This window comes from Pseudemcibacter sp., assembly GCF_965661635.1.
Classification (GTDB): Bacteria; Pseudomonadota; Alphaproteobacteria; order Sphingomonadales; family Emcibacteraceae; genus Pseudemcibacter.
In genome coordinates, this window is the sequence record NZ_CBFIEP010000040.1 from 1 (window position 1) to 3,778 (window position 3,778).

A 3,778-nucleotide genomic window follows, 5' to 3' on the forward strand; every position below is an offset into this window, starting at 1 on the left:
TGCACAAGAACCGATCATTAATACTGTAAAAACTGTGAGGAAAGCTTTGTAAAAAATTTATTTATCCAACTATATAATTTCTATAATTGTTTTAAATGATTTCCCTCAAATATAAAATAACTTTTATATAATTTTATGAAAAAATATTCACCGCATCTCTAAGCATGCTGGCTGCCGTTGGTACGGGTTCTTTTTCATATAATTTATGATACATAATGCCGTATAAATCACTATGGATTTCAATCCCCATTTCCCATCCTGTGCAAGATCCAATAAAGGTATCCTTCGCAACAACCGTTGGTTCAACCTTATATGTGCTGCCATCGAAGCTCGCGACCAATTTAATGGTGTTGCCTTGGCTTTCTTCCGCTCTGATCATTTCAGGTGTGATTGACATAATACCTTTAACAGAAATATCATCCAGTGTAATTCTAGCATTCATCACATGGTTTGCGATAATGAGTAACTTAAAGGCCGTATCCCAGCCATCAATGTCCAAACTTGGGTCCGCTTCAGCCGCACCAACATTTTGTGCTTCCTTAACCGCAGCGTCAAACGCCACACCGTTCTTTAAAACATCCAATATAAAATTACACGTACCATTAAAAACTCCAGAAAACTCTGAAACATCGCCCGCAATCATATCCCGCTCGCCAATGTTTAATATCGGAAGTCCTCCACAAACGGTCGCTGAATATTTGAACCCTGCCCCACTATTGTTCGATAAGGCCTTTAATTCACCATGTGCTTTGACGACTGGCCCCTTATTTGCGAGAACTACTGAAATACCGCGATTTAACGCACCACGCGCAATTTCAAGTGCTTCACCACCCGTATCAAAATCAACTGGTGATGCTTCCCAAACAAGATCAACATTTGTATCTGATAAAATATCTAGAAAACTTTTATCTTGATATTCGGATAATCCGGACACACGTCCACCAGAATTCTTATGGGCAATGACTTCGACCATATTAAAACCATTGTTATTAACCGCAACGCCGCTGCTATCTGAAATCATAACGACATTGAAACCAATGTCATATTTTTCTTTAAGCACCAATTGCTTATCTTTTAAAATGCCGGAAAGTGTTTTATGAACGCTTCCAAGTCCATTCATTGCCACATTAATATTCTTCATTATTTATCCATAAATGCCAAATAAAGGGCAACTATAACCAATGATCCACCCATTACATAATTGAAAATACGTAAATTATTTCCTTGATGTAAAAAGCCGCTAATCTTTGCGCCGGCATATCCCCAAGCCAGAACACTTAAATAACCGACAGCCATATAGAATACCATGTAAAGTGCTAACCTCTCAACAGAAGCGCCAAGGTTAAAAGCGCTCACCCCTGCAAGACAGGCAATCCAAGATTTAGGGTTAATCCACTGTAAAATTGCGCCTTCCATAAAACCGGGCTTATCACTGTCTTCTTCTTTTGCATCGCCCGTTGAGAATGCAATTTTATAGCCCATATAACTAATCATCAATGCACCAGCATATCCCATGATCGTCATAATATCTGCGTTTTCAGAGAGCATACTGCCAAATCCACGCGCGATAATCACAACAAGGGTTATAAAACCAATAGCCGCCCCTGTTGCAAACGGCAGTGTCGCACGAAAACCATGATTAACACCCGTCGTCATCATAATGATATTTGTCGGCCCCGGGGTAATTGACATTGATAATGAATAAGCACATGTGGCGATTACAAAAGCTAACATATCATTGATCCATAATGAGCAAGTAAATCGCAAGCACAATCAAGCTACCACCCATAACAACATTAAAAATTTTATGATTTCGTTGATTTTCAAGGAAATGAGTAATTTTGGATCCCGCATAACCCCAAATACCAACACAGAAGAGCACAACAAAAATACTGATCCCGATATACATCAATATACCGAATGTATTGCCTGCGATGTTAAAGGCAGCTATGCCACCGAGGCACGCCGTCCATGCTTTTGGATTAACAAGCTGAAGAAGCGCACCATGAACAAACCCAGGTGTTTTATCGGCATCTGTATTCAACTCTGTTGGTGCCATAATGATTTTATAGCCCATATAAATTATAAAGGCCGTACCAACATAACTTAACACCAGCATAACATCTGGGTTTCTCGCGATGATCCCACCAACACCAAACCCAATGGTCGCTAGCAGCGCATTAAAACCAACCATGACACCTAATGTGAATGGAATTGTGCGCAAAAACCCGTAATTAACACCCGTACTTAGCGCAATCATGTTATTTGGCCCTGGTGTAATACCCATGGAAAACGCATATATGAACATTGGAATAAATAACGACATTGTTTGTGAACCCTGATTAATTGATTGAACCCTAACACCATTTATTTTACTTGACTAGTCCGTACAATTCATTTTCATTGTTCTAATAAATTACATAATGGAAAAATCTTATGATTGATGATTTAAAAGCAATGGCAATCTTCGCAGAAACCGTAAAACGCAACTCATTTCGCGGTGCGGCAAAATCATTAAACCTTTCACCTTCGGTCATAAGTTATCAAATTACAAAACTGGAAGAACGACTTGGTACCGCCCTCATATATCGGTCAACACGAAAATTATCTCTAACAGCAGAGGGCGAAAAGTTAAATAAGCACGCCATCGAAATGCTTAATCAGGCGGAGCTCGGTATCAGAAACGTTAGCGGTCATGATGTTGCGATTGGAAAACTTAATATCACTTTACCGCTTTCTATGAATTCTGATATCCTAACCCAACAGCTGGCGGATTTCTCGCTTGCTAATCCTGGGATAGAAATACATTTCATATATTCCGATGAAAGACTAGATCTCGTCGCCGAAGGGATCGATATCGCTTTCTCGCTCGGCTCACTTCCAGACAGTCGACTTAATGTTAAAAAACTCGGTGATAAAAAACGGACCCTTGTTTGTTCCCCTGATTATTATGCTAAACACGCTAAACCCGTAACCCCAGACTGTTTAAAAGAGTGGAATTGGATCCGGCATGATATGCTACCGGGAAATAGAAATCTTATAAAAAATGGGAAAAAAGTAGTACTTGGATTAACAGGGAACGTTTCCGCTAATAGCGCTGAAGCCATGGTAGAAATGGCGGCTCGTGGTTTGGGATTAACAACGGCCGCTCATTGGTTGATAGAAGATTATCTTAAAACCAATAAATTGGTACATGTTCTTCCCGATTGGGATGTGGAACCGATGCCTTTATATGCCGTCTGGCATGGCAACATCACCGAAGGTAGTAATACACGTCGATTATTAAACTTTATACGTGATTATTAAAATGAAATACGTTATAATAAGCCCATGCGATTTTTGATTATTATATTATTATTTTTCCCTTTTTCTGCTTTGGCTGACACCGCCAGTGGCATTAAACATTATAAAGCTGAAAATTACGAAAAAGCCTATAAAGATTTTTTTGATGTTGTCCAAAAAACTGAGGATGCAGAAAGTTATTATTGGCTTGGCATCATGTATCAAAAAGGACAATTTGTTGAACAACATGATTATACAGCTCTACTTAATTTTGAAAAAGCAGGATACCAAGGCCATGTGGAAGCAATGCGTGAAGCCATTCGCTATCACTTAAATGGTTGGGGAACGACGCCAAATAAGGCATTAGCTGCCTTCTGGTTGAAATTATCCGCAGACGGTGATCAGCAATATGCCGCACAATTTAAAAGATTTTATAATCGGCTTACCACATTTGAACGTATCGAATACGAAAATAAACTTGAGAAATATCAAAAAT

Annotated in this window: 5 protein-coding genes; 2 read left to right on the forward strand and 3 right to left on the reverse strand. The window is 39.2% G+C overall.

Features of this window, described 5'->3' with window-relative positions:
* Window positions 1–133: 133 nt before the first annotated feature.
* Genes ACTF6W_RS02710 through ACTF6W_RS02720 form a run of 3 tightly spaced genes read right to left on the reverse strand, consistent with a single transcriptional unit; the run spans window position 134 to window position 2,326 of the window.
* Window positions 134–1,141 (reverse strand): homoserine dehydrogenase, encoded by a 1,008-nt coding sequence (locus ACTF6W_RS02710; protein ID WP_438992998.1) that lies wholly within the window; start codon window positions 1,139–1,141, stop codon window positions 134–136.
* Window positions 1,141–1,734: a LysE family translocator gene (locus ACTF6W_RS02715; RefSeq protein WP_438992999.1), complete on the reverse strand. Its 594-nt coding sequence runs from the start codon at window positions 1,732–1,734 to the stop codon at window positions 1,141–1,143. Before ACTF6W_RS02715 ends, ACTF6W_RS02710 begins: the two co-directional genes overlap by 1 nt.
* Before the next feature lies 1 nt (window position 1,735).
* Window positions 1,736–2,326, reverse strand: a complete 591-nt coding sequence (locus ACTF6W_RS02720; protein WP_438993000.1) for a LysE family translocator — start codon at window positions 2,324–2,326, stop codon at window positions 1,736–1,738.
* 110 nt (window positions 2,327–2,436) lie between these two features.
* Between ACTF6W_RS02720 and ACTF6W_RS02725 the strand changes: the two genes are divergently transcribed.
* Both ACTF6W_RS02725 and ACTF6W_RS02730 read left to right on the forward strand, forming a co-directional pair.
* Window positions 2,437–3,306 carry a LysR family transcriptional regulator gene (locus ACTF6W_RS02725; RefSeq protein ID WP_438993001.1) on the forward strand — a complete coding sequence of 290 codons (870 nt, stop codon included), beginning with the start codon at window positions 2,437–2,439 and terminating at the stop codon, window positions 3,304–3,306.
* Window positions 3,307–3,339: 33 nt separating this feature from the next.
* Window positions 3,340–3,778 (forward strand): tetratricopeptide repeat protein (locus tag ACTF6W_RS02730; protein ID WP_438993002.1); only part of this gene is annotated, 439 nt, incomplete at its 3' end.

Excerpts from the sequence above, each read along its gene's own strand:
- ACTF6W_RS02715 (WP_438992999.1), bottom strand. The coding sequence starts at position 1,734 with ATGTTAGCTTTTGTAATCGCCACATGTGCTTATTCATTATCAATGTCA.
- ACTF6W_RS02720 (WP_438993000.1), bottom strand. The coding sequence starts at position 2,326 with ATGTCGTTATTTATTCCAATGTTCATATATGCGTTTTCCATGGGTATT.
- ACTF6W_RS02725 (WP_438993001.1), top strand. The coding sequence starts at position 2,437 with ATGATTGATGATTTAAAAGCAATGGCAATCTTCGCAGAAACCGTAAAA.
- ACTF6W_RS02710 (WP_438992998.1), bottom strand. The coding sequence starts at position 1,141 with ATGAAGAATATTAATGTGGCAATGAATGGACTTGGAAGCGTTCATAAA.